Here is a 15,690-nt window from a genome sequence, read left to right as displayed (position 1 = left end):
TTTTATGACTTTTGGACTAGGGGGATTTTATATGACATGGTTTACCAAATGGGCATTGCGGAACAAGGCGGCATTGGTTTTCGCTGTAATTGCCTCGATGATTTTTGGCATTTTTAGTTATACCACGATTCCTATGGAGTTGATGCCATCTGCCGACCAGCCATACGTAACCATTTCAACAGTTGGAAACGGTATGGATGCCGTAAGCATGGATGAACAAGTAACACAGCCGATTGAAAAGGCATTGAACGGCGTAAGAGGAAAACAAAGTGTCGTTGCACAAACAGGAAATAATTTTAGCCAGTTGACCGTCACATTTGAATCGAAAATTGATGTTAAAGAAGCAAAACAGCAAATTGAAGAAAGAATTTCAATGGTCCATCTTCCCAATGGGGTGATGAAACCATATGTCATCAACCTCAACACATCTGAAATTCCGATTGTGGAATTAGGTCTCACCTTTGATAAAGAAATTGGCAATAATGAGCTAAATGTCGTAGAAAACGAGATTATGCCGATGTTCAAGGACTTAAAAGGTGTCGGCAATGTCATCACCAATGGCGGAAGAAATCAACAAGTGATGATTAAAGTTGATCCTGCAAAATTAGCGGCAGCAAATTTCCAGCTTGAAAAGCTTTACACCCTCCTTCAAGGAAAAACTGCTTCCGTTGCCGTGGGCGAACAAACGATCAACAACGAAGCAACAAGCATCATCGTAACAGGAAAATTAGAAACGCTCGATGATCTTAAAAACATCCAGTTAAACAGTAAGACTAAACTACAGGATGTTGCTGCTATTACCTTGCAAGAAGATACCGAAAGCATCATCCATTTAAATGGAAAAAGCTTTATCGACGTTGTTATTCAAAAAGATTCCACCTCCAATGCCGTAACACTTGACAATCAGGTGGAAGACGCAGTAAAAAAAATCAATAAGGATTACAAGGGAACCCTTCAAGCAACGATCGTGATGAATTTAGGTGATACCGTTCTTGATTCCATCAATTCGATGACAAGAGAAGTATTGACAGGAGCCTTATTTGCCACCCTTATAATTTGGTTATTCCTTCGCAGTTTCCGGATGACCCTGATCACGATTATCAGCATACCGTTGTCCCTTTGCATGACGATGATACTACTTTCCTTCTTTGGCGTTACCTTAAACATCCTTACGCTTGGAGGAATTGCCGTATCTGTCGGACGGCTAGTAGATGACAGTATTGTCGTCGTGGAGAATATTTACCGAAGGAAGCAAAATAATGAATTAACCCCTGCCTTTCTTATAGAATCAGTGAAAGAAGTGGGATCAGCCATCACCTCGTCCACTCTGACAACAGTAGCAGTATTCCTGCCAATGCTGATTGTATCGGGAGGATTAAGAGATCTAGTTGCACCATTTGCGATTACGATTACTTGTTCATTACTATCTTCCCTGCTAGTTTCACTGACAGTAGTACCGGCACTCAGCGCCCGAATGATGAAAAGGGTAAAGATGAAGGAACACAAGCCGAAATCATTCTACCCTTCTTTGCTGCAATGGTCGCTTAATCATAAATGGCTACCAATCACGGTAGCGGTTCTCGTTGTAGTCGGGTCTATTGGGTTATTTTTGAGCATGCCCAAAGGTTCTGTCGATCAGAAAGATTCAGCCTACATAGCAATCGGTCTTCGCTATGATAACGGAACTCCATTTAGCGAAATAAAAGATGGGGTTGCGAAAATGGAAGGCATTCTTTCAGAAAAAGATGGGGTAAAAACCCATATTACAGTTGCAGGTGTCAATGAGGATGCGGCACAATATGGCAACCTGCAAGATGCAAACGTTGTTCGATTTATGATTTTTACGAAGGATGGGACAGACTCTGCCAAATTTGCAAAAGACATCCGAAAAACAAAAGACCAGTTTCCAAATGCGGAGCTGACGGCTGAAACAGCAGGCTTGCTTGGAACCAACGCGACGACTGTTTCCATTGATGTCATCGGAAAGAACAACGAAGACATCAAAAAAGCAGCTGATACGGTGAAGAAAGAAATAAACAGCATCGATGGTGTAGAAAAAGTAGAAAGCAACGATCAAAATACAAAACCGACCGTGACCATTCAAGTGGATTCCAAATTATCAAATGCACAGGAAGTCTCCCAATCTATTTATGCAATGATAAAGCCTGCTGTGATTGGAAACATAATGATTGATGGACGAACCACCGCCGTAAAATTAGGAGCAATAAAAGAAATTCAAACGGTCGATGACTTAAAAAATCTGCAGCTGATGACGCCAGATGGCCCTGTTGCTTTATCAAGTATTGCGAAGGTTGAAGAAAGCAATGAGCTGGGGACCATCTTTACAAAAGACGGCCATCATTATCTACAGGTAACGGCTCAAGTGAATCCGGACAAAATGGTAGACGTTACCGGAAAAATTCAGCAGGAGCTACTAACCTGGAACAAAGATGAAACATTCGCCAAAGGGACAAGTGCAGAACTAACCGGTTCTTCGATGCAGTCCTCCGATCAATTAGGAGAACTCGCAAAACTGTCTATGTTATCAATCGGAATCGTGTTTATGATTTTGCTTGTGACATTAAAGTCGTTCCGGGCAAGCATCGCGATCTTGATTACTTTGCCGCTTGCAGCGATCGGTTCGCTATTAGGACTCGTGCTGACCAACTCAAGCATCAATATTTCTTCAGGGATCGGGATGCTGATGCTCGTTGGGATTGTGGTAACCAATGCCATAGTATTGGTTGACCGAATCCGTCATAATGAAGAAACAATGACCATTAGGGAAGCGATTATGGAGGCAGGTATCGTACGACTAAGGCCGATCCTTATGACAGCACTCGCCACTGTATTTGCCATGGTACCGCTTCTGGTTACACATGAATCGGCGATGAGTTTAAATCTTGTTTCAAAGGGACTCGCTGTGGTCGTCATTTTTGGACTCATCGTGTCTACCCTTTTGACGCTGATTATCATCCCAACATTCTATGAATTATTCCATTTCCGGAAAGCCAAAAAACAAAGGCTGCAAGCTAATCAAGTAACAGGAACATTAGGTCAGTAAAGTACCACAAAATGCCATGGGAATGCCACGGAGACGGTTTTCGTGGCTTTTTGTGCGGTTAAAAAAAACCACAAGAACCGCCCCCGTAAATCTATTTTGGAGGTTTTCCACCGAAATAAGTGTTTATTTAGTAGCAGAGAGTATGGTATTATTTTTATTAAAAACAGAGGGGTAATCATATGAATCTAACATTAACACCGACAGAAACTACTAAAACTAAAGCTATTGTCATCAATTCACTTTTCATCGCATTAACCCTTGTTGCCACAATGTTTATCAACATTAAGCTGCCGATAATGGGTAACGGAGGTCTAATCCACCTAGGTAACGTACCTCTTTTTATAGCAGCCATCGTTTATGGCAAAAAAACGGGAGCCATAGCTGGTGCCTTCGGAATGGGCCTCTTCGATCTAATCTCTGGCTGGGCATTATGGGCACCGTTTACTTTTATCATCGTAGGTGCAATGGGCTTCATAGTCGGAATTATTTCCGAGAAAGTACCCGGCAATCGAGTCTTTGTTCACACTTTGGCAATTGCCACTGCACTGATCATTAAAGTTGTAGGCTACTATTTTACCGAAGTGATCCTTTACGGTAACTGGATTCAGCCGTTCGGCTCCATCCCCGGGAACATTATGCAGGTGGCAATCGCAGGTATCATAGTAATACCTCTCGTAGGACGCATAAAGAAAAGAGCATACAAATAACAAAATAAAAAGAAAGTTTTACTATAAACATTGAGGTCACACCCATGGACACAAAAACGTGCCAGGCATCACCTAAAATTAGGGAGATGCCTGGCACGTTTTTTATAATATCCACATATTTTGAAACTTCCTAAACTTCTAACCCAGCTATTCCGATGCCGCCGGGTCCAGCGTGGGTAGATATCATGGCGCCAGCTTGAATCCATGTTACATTTTTGAAACCAGTTTCTTTTGCCAGATTATCCATCCTCTGTATGATCTCTTCATCAAGACCAATCGAGTAAAGTAGATAAAGTTGTCCTCTATCAATGTCGTATTGTTTTACATAATCCCGGAACAGTTTTTCTGAAACTAGATCCATTTTCCCACGATACTTTTTTGTTGAAACAAGATTTCCATCAATTAATTCAATACGCGGCTTTATTTTTAATAATGCCCCTCCAAGATAAGCTAGATTACTAACGCGCCCGCCGGCTCTTAAAAATTCTAAACTGCCGGGAACGAAAGCCAATCTTGATTTAGGAACCTTTGATTCAATCTTCTGTACTAATTGGCCAGGGTCAATGGAAGGCTCATTCTCTAATACAGAAACTGCATACATCACAATCGCTGTTAATCCACCTGTTACGTTTAAAGCATCAATTAGAAATATATCAGCCAAATCTTCCGTTGCGATGATTGCATTTTGGAAGGAAGAAGAGGCCTTTGAGGTATATCCAATATGTATAATGATGCAGTCAGGAAAATCATTTTTAATCTTCGTGAAAAATTCAAGATACTCATGAGAATTGGTGGACGTTGTAGATGGGATCTTTTTGGTCCGGTCGTAATAATCATATATATCGGTTACTGGTAACGAACCATCTAAATAATCCTGTCCATCCATGATCACGTGCATCGGAACCACATGTACATTATGTTTCTCAGCAAATTCTGCTGGTAAATCCGCACCACTCTCTGTCGTCAAAATAATTCTTCTCATCCATATCCCTCACTTCAAAATAAAAACCCATTACTCTACTATACATGAAAAAGTGGCATAGGGGGCGGTTCTCATGGTTTTTAATAAGGTTACCGACCGCATTTGATTCATTAAAAGATTTCTTTTATATAAGTAAAATTGTTTAGAAATTCACTTTCATTGATTAATATCCTATTTGTTAAATCTTCCGTTCTCAAAACGAACTCTTTCACTCCAATAAATTCTGATTCACTAATCAAGTAGAACTGTGTTCCTCTTTTAAAGCCATTAAACTGCTTTTTTAGTCTATAAACTTTCATTGATTAACCTCTTAATGCGTTTTTATATCTAACACACCTATTATAGTATGCTGAACGATTAATTGGAATTCACATTTGGATTAGCACCGCTTTTTCATTTTTCTAATGATATTGATAAAATTAGTAAAGGACTCTATTTCATTTTTTGGCAGGATTTTCTGAAGTTGAAGTAGAAATCATTTTTTACCTCCTTAGAAAAAATGTAGAAAAATACCAGGAATTTGTAAAAAAAGAGAACAAGCGAAATTATTAATGACATAAAGGGGCGAAATATGAAATGACTACCACTCTAAAAAAGTGTTCGCTTGACGATTTACTTAAACTTCAAGAAATTAAGAAAATGGGGTTTGTTCAAACCGGAGCACACTCTTTTTATATGGGCGATGAAGAACAAATAGACATGATCATGACTAAGACTCTTACATAACATTATTAAAGGGTGTACTTCAATGAAATTCTAGTTAGAAAAATAACTAAAATTCTAAGAAAAGATTCAGAGAGGAGAAAAAAACATGTATATTCCTGCCCATTTTAAAATCAAAGATGAAACAGAGGCCTTCGACATTATCAAGGAAAATAGTTTTGCGACCCTTATTTCTCAACATAATGGAATGCCTTTTGCGACTCATTTACCGTTAAATCTAAACAAGGATCATTCTTACTTATATGGACATGTTGCGCGTCCGAATCCCCAGTGGAAAGATATCGAAAATCAAACGGTCTTAGCTATTTTTCATGGTCCGCATTGCTATATCTCCCCATCTTGGTATGAGACGAACAAAGCAGTTCCAACCTGGAATTATGTGACCGTTCATGTTTACGGAGAAGTCGAACTATTAGAGGATGAACAGGAGTTAATGAGCTCCTTACATGATATGGTATTGAAGTACGAAGATCCTGATAGTTCCTACAATTTGCTAGACGTAGATGCTGAGTTTCTCGCTGGTATGAACAAAGGAATTCAAGGATTCAAAATTAAAATTAACAAAATAGAAGGAAAAGCAAAGTTAAGTCAAAACCATACCTCGCAGCGACAAAAGTTAGTTATTAATCAACTGGAACAGATTTCACGAACAGATGAACAGCAGATTGCATTGTTAATAAAAGCAAACCAAAAATTATAGTAGTTTAGTAGCAAGAATTTCGAAAGATTATTCTTTACCTAAGTAGAAAAGGAGCCAATCGATGACTAAATCGAATGACTCTTTTTCTTTAAAAGATCTAATTCCTCCACTTTTTTTAAATAGTTTGGAGTGATTTCGGCTTTAGGCCTCTTGGTTACTTTTTCTTTTTTTCTTGAGCCTTTAATGCTACCCTTTCAAGTCCGTCTTGCGCGAATTCTACATCTGTTGTTGGCATTGCTGGATTATTCCTTATTTCTTTGTTCTTCTTTTTAGACATTTTTACACCACCTCTACCAGTTTGCGTTTGTGAATTGGTAATTCGCTTTTTTAGTTTGGATTCTTTTTTGCAGACTATACAATTCAAATGATTTGTATTTCCCTCAAAACCGACTGGATAAAATATACGTACCAAAATGCTACATCATACTAAATCTTCATATATTAGTTCTTCTGTTAAAATTTATATTAGAAATATATTTGCAAGTAAAAAATGTATCTTGTATTAATAAGGTCATTTAGTGAAAGGAGATTTTTTGATGAATTCTATTCGAAATATTTACTGTGTTGGCCGGAATTATGAATCACATGCAAAGGAGTTAAAAAACGAAATTCCCACTTCCCCTTTTTTGTTTTCTAAACCGACGCACGCTTTGGTGGAGACAAGCGGACAAGAGATCGAGTTGCCTGGTGATCGTGGTTCTATTCATTATGAAGTGGAGTGGGTTGTACATATTGCGAAGTCATATGAAAAGGGAATGAAAGTGGAAGAACTCGTTGATCGTATGGCGCTGGGGATAGATTTTACTCTAAGGGATGTACAAAGTGAGTTAAAGAAAAAGGGATATCCTTGGCTACTTGCAAAGGGTTTTCCACACTCTGCTGTATTGACTCAATTTATTGAATTTCCGGGTTTAGAAAGATGCAAGCAATTCGATTTTGCTCTTCAGAAGAACGGGGAGGAAGTTCAGCGAGGGAATATTCAAAATATGATCTTTGATTTACAGACTATAATTGATTTTTGTGCGTTACATTTTGGTCTAGGAAAAGGAGATATCATTTTTACAGGAACGCCGGAGGGTGTCGGGCCAGTTGCGGAAGGTGATCGATTTGCTCTTAAATGGGGAGAAAATACACTTGGAGAGTTTTCTGTTTCTTTGAAGAGTAAATAAACAAAACGTCCAATTAAAGAAGACTATAAGGACCTCCAATGGAGGTCCTTCATAAGATCATGTTTATCTTACTCTTTTTTTGTTTGAATTTTTCCGAACAGTAATGCGTTAAAAAAGGTTTCGTCAATAAAATAGTGATCCCTTAATTCTCCTTCTAATTCATAGCCATTCTTTTCAAGAATCCTTGCAGAGCCAACATTTGCATCCACCACACTGGCATGGAGTTTGTGCAGATGAAGGGATTCAAATGCGAAATCACTAATCATGGCCACACACTCCGTACCATAGCCTTTCCCCCAATGGTCTCGATGAAAAACATAGCCGATTTCTGCGTGGTTTGCTTCATGATCAAAATTGAATATCATCGCTGTTCCGATAATTTCTTGAGTTGATTTTTGAACAATAGACGCATATAAATGCGTACCTGCTGCCTCACGGTTTACCATCGTTTCAATAAGTTCTCTCGTATCATCCAAACTGTTCATTAAATTCCAGCCAATAAAACGTGAGACTTCCATATCTGATGCATAGTGATGGATTTCTTCAGCATCAGTTGTGCTTAATTCCTTAAAGGAGATATGTTTACCTTCCAATGCATGAAATAAACTTTGCTTCATATTCTCGACACTCCCTAAACAATTAATCACGATAAACTTCCTAGCTACTTTTTGATCGCTCTTGTTGCATAAAAAGTGGGGACATTAAATTCATGAAGTTTACCTGAACCATTTGTATCTTGGAAAATATCCGTTAGGATAAAGCCTGCCTGTAATTGTCCCCCTATTTGTTCCTCAATCGTGTGTGAAAACTGGATGCCCCAGTCATTTTTTAACGATTTTTCATATAGCTCGGGATCCTTCAATGGATTAAATGGCAGTTGATTCGTTAGTGTTGTTTCTTCTTCATCAAATAGATAATTAAAACCGTTATCTAATCCAGCCAAGAGGATTCCGCCTTTTTTCAACACCCGGTAACATTCTTTCCAAATCGGCACAACATCCTCCACATAACAATTGGAGACAGGATGGAAAATCAAGTCGAACGATTCATCCTCGAATGGTAACGGCTTGGTCATATCGGCCCTGACTGTGTTGATTTCATAATTCTCTCGTTTTGCTACTTCCCTTTCACTTTCCAATTGCTTTTCTGAATAATCTAAAACCGTACAGTTTGCCCCTAATGCCGAAAAGATTGGCATTTGCTGACCACCGCCGGAAGCTAAGCCAAGGATTTCGGCACCTTTGATATCGCCAAACCATTCCTTTGGAACAGGCTTGGTCGGAGTTAGAACCACAAACCAATCATGATTTTTCGCTTTTTCAAAAATCTCATGACTTATCGGCTGTCCCCATACCCAACCTTCCTCCACCCACTTATCAATCGTTTTCGAATTTAGTTCTATGTATTTTTGGTCCATCTAAGTTTCACACCTTTCCAAATCAACCAGCATTCTTCCTTTATGTTTAAAGGAGTAAGTACATTTCAAATTGTTTCAGTTCCCCTTTTTTAAACCCTTTTTTCTTTAAAAATCCTTCAAGCAGACTGTTATTAGGAAAACCTGCCGACATTCTTGTGAGATGGAGGTCTAGAGCGGCTGTTTGCAAAAGCTGTGTACCTGCTCCCTTCCCTCTTTCCTTCTTATCAACCATTAAAAAATGTATCGTTCCGGCTGCTGAAATGGCTAAACATCCTGCCAGACGGTCTTGCATCATAGCATGATAAAAATAGGTATTATTTGTTTTTTCAATAAAGTCGAGATCATTCTGCCAATTAATATGATAGTCCCAGTTTTCCGCTGCTTGCTTGAACTCTTCAAAATCGATTCGATTAATCGAGAACTCTGAGCGAAGTTTTTCAAAGTTTGATACATCTGCAAGAGTATAATAGACAATATCATAGATCTTCTCATATCCTAGTTTTTCATAAAATCGGACCGCCCGATCATTGCCGACAATCACTTCTAGAAATAACTGCTTACAGCCGTGTTTCACTGCCTCTTCTTTGTGAAGTTCAAACAATCTTTGACTGATTCCCTTGCCTCTATATGCTGGATGAACCGCCAACGTTCCGCATCTCATCGTCTGGAAACCTTCATAAATCTTCAGCCCACCTAGAATAACACCAACAGGTTCATCCTGATCAAAGGCAATAAAGGAGTTCTCTCTCCTATTCCCTTCCGGACCAAAGAACCTTGCGAGGAATACATCCTCAGAAATATCCATTTTAATAATATAATCGGAAAACCCAGTATGGAAGGCTTGGTAGATAAACCGATCCTCAACTTCTGTACAGCAGTAATACTGAATGCTATTTTCTGGTTTCAATTGGCTTTGTTCTCCCCTCGAAATCGTTATTTGAAAAAGACTAATTATAGAAGAATCCTTGAGTAATAAATAATTCGGTGTTTCTTTTAAAATTCCTACATGAATTTCAAGAAAATCACTAGATGAAAGAACAATCATGAATGATAAACGAACGGAGAAAGCCCCCGGTCCATTCGAGAACAGGAGGCTTTGTTTGTTGGTGGAACAGAAGTCTTTTTGCTAATACTACGGTTGCTCTGCTGGGACGTTCACTTGGAAAGTAACACCGAATTTGTCCTTTACTTGCCCATACAATGGACTCCAATCCGTCTTCTGGAGTGGCATAATGACTTGTCCGCCGTCTTCCAAAGCGGTGAAGATTTCTCTGGCCCTGGCCTCTTCTTTTGGATGGATGGCCATCTGAATCGTATTACCTGGCTGATAAGGCATGCCTTCATATGTATCGCTGAACATGAGATCTGCTTCTCCGACTTTCAAGTGTGCGTGCATCACACGATTCTTCATGTCATCCGTTAATGGATAATTCGGGTCCTCCGGCATATCTCCGAAAGTCGTGATATCCATCACTTTCCCGCCAAGCGCTTTCTCGTAAAAATGGACTGCTTCTCTCGTATTACCGTTAAAAATCAAATACGGGTTCAAACTAATTGACATCTTTTAACAGCTCCTTAGTTCTAATTTTTTTTACAATCCTTTGCATGTTCCATGTGGCAATAACCACCAACTATTATTACCTTAAACATATTTTATAACACAAAACGTACGTTCGCAAACAAGAAAGAGAAACACCAAATTAAAGGAGTGCATTAGCAATTAATTTATCAAACTTACGAATATCAACACCCTTTTTAAGATTTACCTTAATGTGGCCTGCCCTGGTCCATAATTCAACCTCTGCATTTACATCAAAGAAACTCCCCGCATTCTCCGTTGACCACATATTGATGGATGAATAGGGCAATGAATAAATCTCAACCTTTTTCCCTGTTAAACCTTGAGCATCTCTTACGATTAATCTCTTATTAGTGAAAATCGCACTATCACGAATGGTTTTGTAAGCAGCCATTGCTACTTCACCATCCACTAATAATTCATTCACATCATTTGGAATCGGACATTCGGAGATGAAAGTCCATTGCAGAATTGCCTGAGTTGCAGCCATAATTAACGCCTCCTACATAAATTTTTCTTCATTAGTATTACATTCTGTAAATATTTGATAAAACCTTTTTCTTCAAAAATTTATTGACCTTTTATTCCTTCAGTAATTCATCTATATATCTTATTGCTCCACTAAGCCGATTCACGTAATCTCCATGCAAGATTTGACTTCTTGTGTGTTTAAAAGCTGTATAATTTCGGCTCTAAGGATTTTATTCGTTATAGAAGATTATCCGTTCGTTCCATTAACAGAGCCTTTCTAATTAAAAATGATAGGAAAAATAAATGTAACGAAAGCTGCCCAAAGTCCGTAAACCGGCAAATACTTAGTAACGGCATCTTGGATCGCTGATAGCCCGGATTTGTTTTGTAGAAAACGAATATAGGAAATCATAATCCAAATTAGATTTGCACAGATAAGGATGTTTACTCCTAAAACAGCAAGTCTATTAGGCGTAATCCCATAAGAAGAAAGTCTGAAAACGATGGCTGACAAAGCCACACTGTCAAAGATAAGCGCAAGAACAATTAAGGCAAAATTTATATAATCTGAAATGTTCTTTTTCTCGTCTGAATCGCTTTCAGTAATAGAAAATATAGTAACGGCCAAGACACCAAGAAGTATTCCGTTGAAGGCTATCAGGAAATTTCGGTCTAAGAATGGATTTTTTCCGACCCATATAACCGTTATAAGATAGACCAACAATGTGACCAAGACAAGAGGACTAAAAATTTTAGCTATATATGGTGTAATATTCTTAGCAAGTTTAAGATTCATTGATACCAGGTATGCGGCCACAATAGCAAGAGCGGCAGCACCAAATAAAACGACATTACTAAAATAGAAGTCTTCTATATCCAAGCCAACAAAGCTAAATAACTGCATAGTTAATGCGGCTAGCACCATTCCGCTAACTGCCATACTGGCGTAGAGAATACAAAATTCCAAATTAAATTTAATATAGGCTAATCTTGAACTGCCTTTTGCATATTCATTTCCTGTAAATGCAAGCCCTACCAATACCCATAAGAATATGGGAAGGTGTAAATAAGCAAGGGTAATACTATCTTTATTATTTAATGGCAGCATATTAAGAAAAAACCCGGAAATTAGGAACAACGCTGCAAGGGAAAAAACAACACTTTTTTTCGGCGTATTATAGTAAACAAAATAGGCGGCAATAAAGGGAATTATACCAAAGGCCAGGTTAATTGGAGCAATTGCCTCCTGTTCGACAAAATGGAAAATGATCCTGATGCTTATCCCGGCCAGAATGGATAAAATGCCCATGAATAAGAATCCTTTTTGAAAGAAGGAAGATTTTTCTGTATGTGCCTTCTCCTTGAAATGCAATCTTTCATACCAAACGTCAAGAACCTGAGAATCAGGATTTTGTTCCCATGCGTGTGAGAATGATTTTTTAAAAGTTTTCGGGTCTTTTCTATACATTTTCTCCAGCTCATGAGGATTGGCCATATTTTCAATAATATAATTGTTACTGTCCATAGTTATACCTCCGCTAATAATTGCTATATTAAGTTTCCTCCACAATGTTTAACTGTCTTCGTCACTTTTGTATTCTAAAATATCTCCAGGCTGACATTCTAAAGCCTTACAAATTGCCTCTAAAGTGGATAATCGAATCGCTTTTGCCTTTCCATTTTTTAAAATAGAAAGGTTCGCCATTGTTATTCCAACCTTCTCCGATAGTTCTGTTACGCTCATTTTCCTTTTTGCTAACATCACATCAATATTGATTATAATTGCCATTGTTATTCACCTCAGACCGTTAGATCATTTTCCGATTTGATATCAATTGCTTCTTGTAAAAGTTTTTGGAGAACAGCCGCAAAGACTGCGATCACCATCGAAGCAAAAGGAACCACCAATCCGACAAAGATAACTCCTGGTGCGTCGTCTACTTCAGCAAAGATATAGAAGAGCGGCCAAACTAGCACATGCAAAATACTGATTGTGATGGCACAGTATTTGATTTTCTTTAAAGCACTTACAGATAAATCGGAGAAAGCTTTATTTTTGTCAATATAACGTAAGAGTTTGAAGGCCTGATACAAAGCAAAGTAATAAGGTATCGCCGATGCATCAAAAACGATGAAAACGAGATATTTTATTAAAGCAAACTCTGGAAGCAATTTTGCTGCAAGTTCCGCCATCTCTGGCACCAAAAAGATGCACAGAGCAAGAACTGGGACTCCCAAAAAAATAACAGCTATTTTTAAAAACAATGTCCTTACTTGTTCCATAAAAAGCACCTCACTAAATTATTCTGTTTTGATTTTAATATATTATTTATCGATTTACAATAAATTTTTATTAATTTGTATAATGTTTTTATTGATATTTTATTGTTAGACTTTTTATACATATTCTAATTGAATGAAATATTACCACCTGAACTAAACCGCTCTTTTAGAATTAGCAGCAGGACATCCTGTTAATTTAATGGACCACGATAAATCAATTCATTTCCCCTATTCCTACATTTTGATCTTTTATGAAATGAACAAAAAGTTTAGGAACAAAATAAAAAAGCTATTCCCTTTTCGAAAAAGGGGACTAGCTTTAGTACCAGAATTAAATTAAAATTTTTTAACCCTAATTGGACTTACCATTAAAATCGCTAGGATGAGGGTAATCCATGCATTGCTATATGAAAAGAACCCCATTCCAGCCAATGGCAATCCAGCCGCTGGTATGGGTAATCCTTTAAAATACCCAATGGTCGGCTTAACACTAAACCTAGCTAATCTTAATGCTCCCATCGTTGGAAAAATGATAAATGCTAAAGAAGTTAAGATTGATGGTGCTGCTATAGAATGAAATAGAAGCGCTGGAGCTACTCCGAAACTCACAATATCCGCTAAGGAATCCAATACAACACCGAACTCACTGTTCACTTTTAATGTTCTTGCAACCCTTCCATCAAGAAGGTCAAAAACAGCGGAAAAGAAGATTAAAATGGACGCTACTTCTATAAATCCACTCATATTAAAGGTTATGGATAGAACTCCGCACAAAAAATTTCCAATTGTAAATAAATTAGGTACAGCTTTTACGATCTGATGGAACAAGGTAGTCCCCCTGACGTTAACGAATCATTCCATTTATGTAGCATTTTCTAAATAACCTAACCTTATGCTGAAAATACCCATTTTTTCATTTTAATGAAATATTAATGGTTTATTAAGGGGAAAAGACAAGTTTATTTTATATAGTTAAAATGCCCATTTAAATCGAAAGAAATTGAATAGAAGGGATGGCTGTTAGTTGAGTAAAAAAAGTCTCATTTCAGAATACGAAACGAGACCTAAAAATTTCAAATGATTTAGTGATAATAGCGAATGTTGTCATTAATGATTTAAGCATTTTATTAACCTCAAGGAGGGTTTTTAATGAATTACAAATTATTTCACGCTATCAATCAAAATGCTGGCCATCATCCTTTTTTAGACGGATTAATGGCTTTCGTTACCAAAGATGCATTGATTGTTTATACAGTCGTTCTCCTTCTTATGTGGATTTTTGGTAAAGAAAAATATAAATACGCTGTTGTGTATGCTGCTATAACTGGTGCAATCGCTTTATTCATTAACTATATCTTGGGACATATCTATGATGAACCTCGTCCATTTGTGACACATCATGTTAACCTATTGATTCAACATGCAAAGGATTCTTCATTTCCAAGTGATCATACAACAGGTGCATTTTCACTAGCACTTGCGGTAGTAATGCGTCATCGTAAAATTGGTTTTGGAATGCTATTATTTGCAATACTAACAGGGATCTCCCGTATTTATGTTGGGCACCATTATCCTTTTGATGTGCTAGGAAGCATGATTGTAGCACTGTTGACCAGTATGCTTGTATATAAATTCAGTTCGGTATTTGAACCACTTGGTCGGATCATAATTAGTATCTACAACCGAATTCCACTGGTTCCAAAAACCGAACAAGGCCTTTCAAAATGAGGATCCCCATAACTGGTTTTACCGATAAATAAAAAAACGTAATGGTTCCAGTTTACTAGTACTGGCATCATTACGTTTTTATTTATTTTCTACGGTTCAATCTTTAGTTCTAGATTGTAACAGCCTAATACATTTATTCAATCATTTCTTTTTGGAAATGTTTGCTTCAAAGTTATTCAGAATGGTAAATAACATCGATTTTGCCCCATTTAAGTGTTGATTTTGATTTACCCATTGTTGGGGTTTCTCAATAAATTCTCCTTCACGAATTTGGCTGCCAAACATATGCTCCAAACCGTCAATCATCTCTCCTGTGAATTCAGGATGAAATTGCAGCCCTAAAACCCGGTCCCCGTAAGAAAAAGCCTGGTTTGTACAGCCGCTATTTGATGCCAAACGAATGGCGCCTACTGGTAGGTCAAAGGTATCACCATGAAACTGAAATGCAATGAGAGATTGAGGTACTCCTGTAAAAAGCTTGGAATTTCCCGCTTCCTCTGTTTTTTCTACTGGCCACCAGCCAATTTCCTGGTGAGTATGAGGATAAACCTTTCCCCCCAAGACATCGGCCAGTAATTGTGAACCAAGACAAATGCCCAATATCCATTTTCCCTGATCAATGGCCTCACGAATAAATTGTTTTTCCTGAATTAACCAAGGAAATATAGATTCCTCGTAAGCTCCCATCCTGCCGCCTAAGATAATCAACAAATCAAACTGGTCCATAGAAGGAAAAGCCTCACCATCATACATCCGAGTACGAGATAATGAATACTTTTTCCCATTTACCCATTCCTCTATAAACCCCGGGGTGGCCAATTCGTCATTTTGAATAAAGTGGATTTTCATTTGTTCTTCTCCTTGCTG

The 15,690-nt window shown here is 38.0% G+C and carries 17 protein-coding genes and 1 pseudogene; 6 read left to right on the top strand and 12 right to left on the bottom strand.

What is annotated here, in order from left to right:
• Positions 1–31: 31 nt before the first annotated feature.
• Complete coding sequence (locus FAY30_RS12385) at positions 32–3,064, top strand: efflux RND transporter permease subunit (protein WP_190284898.1); 3,033 nt, start codon at positions 32–34, stop codon at positions 3,062–3,064.
• 179 nt (positions 3,065–3,243) lie between these two features.
• Positions 3,244–3,771 carry an ECF transporter S component gene (locus tag FAY30_RS12380; protein ID WP_149870164.1) on the top strand — a complete coding sequence of 176 codons (528 nt, stop codon included), beginning with the start codon at positions 3,244–3,246 and terminating at the stop codon, positions 3,769–3,771.
• Positions 3,772–3,901: 130 nt separating this feature from the next.
• On the opposite strand, the gene FAY30_RS12375 is transcribed toward FAY30_RS12380, so the two are convergent.
• A complete protein-coding gene (locus FAY30_RS12375) occupies positions 3,902–4,753 on the bottom strand; it encodes a DegV family protein (RefSeq protein WP_149870163.1) in 852 nt (283 codons plus the stop codon).
• A gap of 633 nt (positions 4,754–5,386) precedes the next feature.
• On the opposite strand from FAY30_RS12375, the pseudogene FAY30_RS12360 reads away from it, so the two are divergent.
• Both FAY30_RS12360 and FAY30_RS12355 read left to right on the top strand, forming a co-directional pair.
• Positions 5,387–5,479 (top strand): annotated as a pseudogene (locus tag FAY30_RS12360) (GNAT family N-acetyltransferase); the annotation flags it as partial.
• 85 nt (positions 5,480–5,564) lie between these two features.
• Entirely contained in the window at positions 5,565–6,176 is a 612-nt protein-coding gene (locus FAY30_RS12355) for an FMN-binding negative transcriptional regulator (RefSeq protein WP_149870161.1), read from the top strand.
• 154 nt (positions 6,177–6,330) lie between these two features.
• Here the strand turns inward: FAY30_RS12355 and FAY30_RS27835 are convergent, their stop codons facing one another.
• Positions 6,331–6,453 carry a hypothetical protein gene (locus FAY30_RS27835; protein ID WP_263315353.1) on the bottom strand — a complete coding sequence of 41 codons (123 nt, stop codon included), beginning with the start codon at positions 6,451–6,453 and terminating at the stop codon, positions 6,331–6,333.
• 259 nt (positions 6,454–6,712) lie between these two features.
• Here FAY30_RS27835 and FAY30_RS12350 point away from each other — a divergent pair, with 259 nt between their 5' ends.
• Positions 6,713–7,345 carry a fumarylacetoacetate hydrolase family protein gene (locus tag FAY30_RS12350; RefSeq protein ID WP_149870160.1) on the top strand — a complete coding sequence of 211 codons (633 nt, stop codon included), beginning with the start codon at positions 6,713–6,715 and terminating at the stop codon, positions 7,343–7,345.
• Positions 7,346–7,413: 68 nt separating this feature from the next.
• Here FAY30_RS12350 and FAY30_RS12345 read toward each other — a convergent pair whose 3' ends face one another.
• From FAY30_RS12345 to pssA, 9 genes are all read right to left on the bottom strand, one after another.
• Complete coding sequence (locus tag FAY30_RS12345) at positions 7,414–7,962, bottom strand: GNAT family N-acetyltransferase (RefSeq protein ID WP_149870159.1); 549 nt, start codon at positions 7,960–7,962, stop codon at positions 7,414–7,416.
• 44 nt (positions 7,963–8,006) lie between these two features.
• A complete protein-coding gene (locus tag FAY30_RS12340) occupies positions 8,007–8,762 on the bottom strand; it encodes a class I SAM-dependent methyltransferase (protein WP_149870158.1) in 756 nt (251 codons plus the stop codon).
• 46 nt (positions 8,763–8,808) lie between these two features.
• Positions 8,809–9,669 (bottom strand): GNAT family N-acetyltransferase, encoded by an 861-nt coding sequence (locus FAY30_RS12335; protein WP_223820958.1) that lies wholly within the window; start codon positions 9,667–9,669, stop codon positions 8,809–8,811.
• Between the two features lie 225 nt (positions 9,670–9,894).
• The gene (locus FAY30_RS12330; RefSeq protein ID WP_149870156.1) at positions 9,895–10,323 is read right to left on the bottom strand and encodes a VOC family protein; all 429 of its coding nucleotides are present in this window, start codon (positions 10,321–10,323) and stop codon (positions 9,895–9,897) included.
• 139 nt (positions 10,324–10,462) lie between these two features.
• Positions 10,463–10,831 (bottom strand): PH domain-containing protein, encoded by a 369-nt coding sequence (locus FAY30_RS12325; protein ID WP_149870155.1) that lies wholly within the window; start codon positions 10,829–10,831, stop codon positions 10,463–10,465.
• A 258-nt stretch (positions 10,832–11,089) separates the two neighbouring features.
• Complete coding sequence (locus FAY30_RS12320) at positions 11,090–12,337, bottom strand: DUF4153 domain-containing protein (protein WP_149870154.1); 1,248 nt, start codon at positions 12,335–12,337, stop codon at positions 11,090–11,092.
• 48 nt (positions 12,338–12,385) lie between these two features.
• Entirely contained in the window at positions 12,386–12,601 is a 216-nt protein-coding gene (locus FAY30_RS12315) for a helix-turn-helix domain-containing protein (RefSeq protein WP_017153334.1), read from the bottom strand.
• A gap of 11 nt (positions 12,602–12,612) precedes the next feature.
• Entirely contained in the window at positions 12,613–13,095 is a 483-nt protein-coding gene (locus FAY30_RS12310; RefSeq protein WP_149870153.1) for a DUF2975 domain-containing protein, read from the bottom strand.
• Positions 13,096–13,431: 336 nt separating this feature from the next.
• Positions 13,432–13,923, bottom strand: coding sequence for a CDP-diacylglycerol--serine O-phosphatidyltransferase (gene pssA, locus FAY30_RS12305; protein ID WP_149870152.1), 492 nt, complete (start codon positions 13,921–13,923; stop codon positions 13,432–13,434).
• A 321-nt stretch (positions 13,924–14,244) separates the two neighbouring features.
• On the opposite strand from pssA, the gene FAY30_RS12300 reads away from it, so the two are divergent.
• A complete protein-coding gene (locus tag FAY30_RS12300; RefSeq protein ID WP_149870151.1) occupies positions 14,245–14,823 on the top strand; it encodes an undecaprenyl-diphosphatase in 579 nt (192 codons plus the stop codon).
• 141 nt (positions 14,824–14,964) lie between these two features.
• Here the strand turns inward: FAY30_RS12300 and FAY30_RS12295 are convergent, their stop codons facing one another.
• Complete coding sequence (locus FAY30_RS12295) at positions 14,965–15,672, bottom strand: type 1 glutamine amidotransferase (protein ID WP_149870150.1); 708 nt, start codon at positions 15,670–15,672, stop codon at positions 14,965–14,967.
• Positions 15,673–15,690: the final 18 nt, after the last annotated feature.

The organism is Bacillus sp. S3 (genome assembly GCF_005154805.1).
Lineage (GTDB): Bacteria > Bacillota > Bacilli > Bacillales > Cytobacillaceae > Neobacillus.
This window is presented reverse-complemented; position numbering and strand designations above follow the sequence as displayed.